At 73.0% G+C, this 2233-nt stretch carries 2 protein-coding genes; one reads left to right on the top strand and one right to left on the bottom strand.

The features are described from left to right. Positions 1-121: universal stress protein (locus tag B7767_RS37635; protein ID WP_179167468.1), on the bottom strand; the 121-nt coding region annotated here is incomplete at its 3' end. 232 nt (positions 122-353) lie between these two features. Here B7767_RS37635 and ppdK point away from each other — a divergent pair. Further along, a partial coding sequence (ppdK, locus tag B7767_RS37630) for a pyruvate, phosphate dikinase (protein ID WP_085575922.1) occupies positions 354-2233 on the top strand: 1880 nt, incomplete at its 3' end.

Genomic DNA, 2233 nt, shown 5'->3' with positions numbered 1-2233 from the left:
GGTGCCGGGCGTGGCCCACGGTGAGACCGGTCCCCCGCCGCTGGGCCTCCCGCGCCGCCCAGTGCGCGGCAGCGAGGCCTTCGGCCGATCCGTCGACCCCCACCACGATGTCGTGCGGCATGACGTGTCCCCTCCCGGGTCGATGACTTCCGATGTCTTCGAGCGTCCTCCCGGCCGAAGGGGTGGTACACGGGCCGTACGGTCCCGGCGAAGCTCCCGAAGGTCCTTCCGGGACGGACGGTGTGAACCGGGGCCGACCGGTCCCCCGGGCAGGACGGCCGGCACCTCGCGTCGAACACGCCCCCGTCCGACGCTGGAACCATCACGCCCCCACAGCTGAGGAGCGCAGCGTCATGGTCCGTTACGTGTACGACTTCACCGAGGGCGGCCGTGACATGGCCGACCTCCTCGGCGGCAAGGGCTCGAACCTGGCCGAGATGACCCGGCTCGGACTCCCCGTGCCACCGGGCTTCACCCTCACCACCGAGGCGTGCCGCGCCTTCCTGGCCACGGGCAGCGAACCCGCCGGCCTGTGGGAGGAGGTCTCCGCGCACCTGTCGGCCCTCGAAGCGTCCGCCGGCCGCTCGCTGGGGCAGCCGGACGACCCGCTGCTCCTGTCCGTCCGCTCCGGCGCGAAGTTCTCCATGCCCGGCATGATGGAGACGATCCTCGACATCGGTCTGAACGACGACTCCGTCCTCGGGCTGGCCAAGGCCTCCGGCAGCGAACGCTTCGCCTGGGACTCCTACCGCCGCCTCGTCCAGATGTTCGGCAGCACGGTCATGGGCGTCGACTCCTCCTCCTTCGAGCGGTCCCTCGCCCTGATGAAGGACCTGCGCGGTGTGCGGGACGACGTGCACCTGACGGCGTCCGACCTGGCCGAGCTGGTCGAGACGTACAAGGACCTGATCCACCTGGAGACCGGGGACCGTTTCCCGCAGTCCCCCGCCGAGCAGCTGCGCCGGGCGGTCCTGGCCGTGTTCGAGTCCTGGAACGGCGAACGCGCCCGTCTGTACCGGCGGCGCGAGCACATCGCCGACGACCTGGGCACCGCCGTCACCGTGCAGCGCATGGTCTTCGGCAACCTCGGGGCCGATTCCGGCAGCGGCGTCGCCTTCACCCGCGATCCGGCCACCGGACGCCCCGGCCCGTACGGCGACTATCTGTCCGACGCGCAGGGCGAGGACGTCGTCGCCGGCATCCGCAACACCGTGCCCCTGAGCGAGCTGGCGCGCCTGGCCCCCGGGGCGTACGCCCGGCTGCGGGCGCACATGGAGACACTGGAGCGGCACTACCGGGACCTGTGCGACATCGAGTTCACGATCGAGCGCGGCACACTGTGGATGCTCCAGACGCGGGTCGGCAAGCGCACCGCCGAGGCCGCGTTCGTCCTCGCCGCCGAACTGGCCGACGAGGGGCTCATCACCCCGGACGAGGCGCTGGTCCGGGTGAGCGGCGAGGGCCTGGCCCGGCTGATGTTCCCTCGCTTCGACACCTCGGGACACGGCGATCCGCTCGCCCACGGCCTTCCGGCGTCCCCGGGCGCTGCGGTCGGGGCGGCCGTCTTCCACTCGGCGGAGGCGGTACGGCGTGCCGCGGCCGGCGAGAAGGTCGTCCTGGTCCGGCAGGAGACCACCCCCGACGACCTGCCCGGCATGATCGCCGCCCAGGCGGTCCTCACCAGCCGGGGCGGCAAGACCAGCCACGCGGCCGTCGTCGCCCGCGGCATGGGCAAGGTCTGCGTGTGCGGCGCCGAGGAACTCACCGTGGACACCGATGCCCGCCGCTTCACCACCGCGGACGGCACCGTCGTCGAGGAGGGCACCGTCGTCTCGGTGGACGGATCCGCGGGAGCGGTGTACGCGGGAGCCGTACCGCTGGTGGACTCGGCGGTCATCCGGTACCTGGAGGACGGCCCGGGCGACGAAGGCGCGCGGGGCACGGTCGGCGCGGTGGCCCGGGCGCTGTCCCGCGCGGACACCGTCCGGAGCCTGGAGGTGCGGGCCAACGCCGACACCCCCGAGGACGCCGCCCGTGCCCGCCGGTTCGGAGCACAGGGCATCGGCCTGTGCCGCACCGAGCACATGTTCCTCGGCGAGCGCCGCAAGCTGGTGGAGCAGATGATCCTGGCCGGCACGGACGCCGAACGCGAGCGGGCCCTGGCGGCTCTCCTGCCCCTTCAGCGGCAGGACTTCGCCGGCATCCTGGAGGCGATGGACGGCCTGCCGGTCAC

Source organism: Streptomyces sp. 13-12-16 (assembly GCF_002114215.1).
In the GTDB taxonomy this organism is placed as follows: Bacteria; Actinomycetota; Actinomycetes; order Streptomycetales; family Streptomycetaceae; genus Streptomyces.
The sequence above is the reverse complement of the archived record's forward strand: the minus strand, read 5'-3'. Positions and strand labels throughout refer to the sequence as shown.